Consider the following 1,430-nt stretch of genomic DNA (forward strand, 5'->3'; position numbering starts at 1 on the left):
GCAGCAGGCGCGCGCGCGCGCTGCGGGCGCGGCCCACTAGAACGCGACCGTGGCGTAGCCCGCCGACGTGCCCGGCGTGATGCCGGCGGCGGGCAGGCTCAAGGCCAACGCCATGCCGGCGCCGGGCGCGGGTGTGCCGTCGATGCTGACCTGGTAGGCCAGCGGGCGGTTGCAGGCGACCGTCGGCAGTGCCCCGGGCTGCGGACGCGCCGGGGCGCCGATCTCGCAACTGCGTTCGATACGGATACCGATCCGCAACATCGCGCCGCCGGTGCCGACGGCGGGTTGCGCCGCCGCGTCGACGCCGGCCACGCACAGGCTCGCCAGCAGCAGCGGTCGCAGGAACGGCGCAGTCATCGAGCGGAACTCCGGGGAGGACACAGCCAATAGCGGCCCTCGCCCCGACAACTTGACCGGCACGCTGGCGCCGTTCAGGCCTCAGTAGGTGACGGTGACCTTGACCACGTCGCTGTAGCTGCCCGGGGCGGGCGTCTGCCGGGCCGGGACCTGCCCGTACAGGGTCAGCGCCTGTGCGCTGCCGGTCCCGGTGCCGGTCTGGGTATCGGTATTCAGGGTGCTGCCCCAGCGTTGGGTACGCGCAGCGTCGCGGTACAGCTCATAGGTCAGGTACTGGCCGCTGACGCTGCGCATGCGGCGCACGTTGCCGCTGGCGTTCTGGCCATTGTCCAGGCTCACCTGCCAGGCGGTGCGGTAGCGGCAGTTCATGCTGAGCACGGTGGTGTAGTTCAGCGGGTTGTCGATCAGGCCGGACTGGGTGCCGAAGTCCAGGTCGGCGATGCTGGCGATGGTGCAGGTCGGTGCGGCGGTGGCGCTGGCCACGAACGGGAACTGCACCGAGGTGCCGCCGCCCTTGCCGCCGGTGGTGCAGGAGGTGGGAATCACCGCGGGGTTGCCGACCAACGGCTCGTCGTAGCGGTACTGCAGGTTGGTGTACACGCCGCTGAAGCTGTTCTGGTAGGTCCCGGTGGCGATACCGCTCTGCAACGGGACGCGCGCATAGATGGTGTAGGTGCCGGTGCCGCTGCCGCCAGTCGCCAGCGACGAGTAGGTCAGGTCCACCTGCAGCGGCGTGGAACCGCTCAGCGCGCTGCCCCAGATCAGGCTGCGCGCGCTGTCGCGGTAGAGCTGGAAGCCGAGGCTGTCGTTGAGCGGGTTGAGCATGCGCCGCGGGGTGATGCCGAGGCCGGCACCCTGCGCGCCCTCGCCGATGTTCAGGCACATGCGCACGTAGATCGTGCCGAGCACGCTGATCGCGCCGGTCTGGCAGGTCACCAGGATCTGTGCGGTGGCGTCGGTGGCGGCGGTGTCGGAGAGGGTGCCGAAGCTCACCGCCGTGGCCTGCGTGGTACAGGTGGTGGTCGCGGCAGCGCGCTGCGGCAGCAGCGCCGCGGCCACCAGCAGCAGCGCCG

2 protein-coding genes are annotated in these 1,430 nt (G+C 71.1%); both read right to left on the bottom strand.

Annotated elements, in window-relative coordinates:
- Window positions 1-36: 36 nt before the first annotated feature.
- A complete protein-coding gene (locus tag D588_RS0111550) occupies window positions 37-357 on the bottom strand; it encodes a hypothetical protein (RefSeq protein WP_017916088.1) in 321 nt (106 codons plus the stop codon).
- Window positions 358-438: 81 nt separating this feature from the next.
- Window positions 439-1,430: spore coat U domain-containing protein (locus D588_RS0111555; protein ID WP_017916089.1), on the bottom strand; the 992-nt coding region annotated here is incomplete at its 5' end.

The organism is Xanthomonas sp. SHU 308 (assembly GCF_000364645.1).
In the GTDB taxonomy this organism is placed as follows: Bacteria; Pseudomonadota; Gammaproteobacteria; order Xanthomonadales; family Xanthomonadaceae; genus Xanthomonas_A; species Xanthomonas_A sontii.

Excerpts from the sequence above, each read along its gene's own strand:
- D588_RS0111550 (WP_017916088.1), bottom strand. The coding sequence starts at position 357 with ATGACTGCGCCGTTCCTGCGACCGCTGCTGCTGGCGAGCCTGTGCGTG.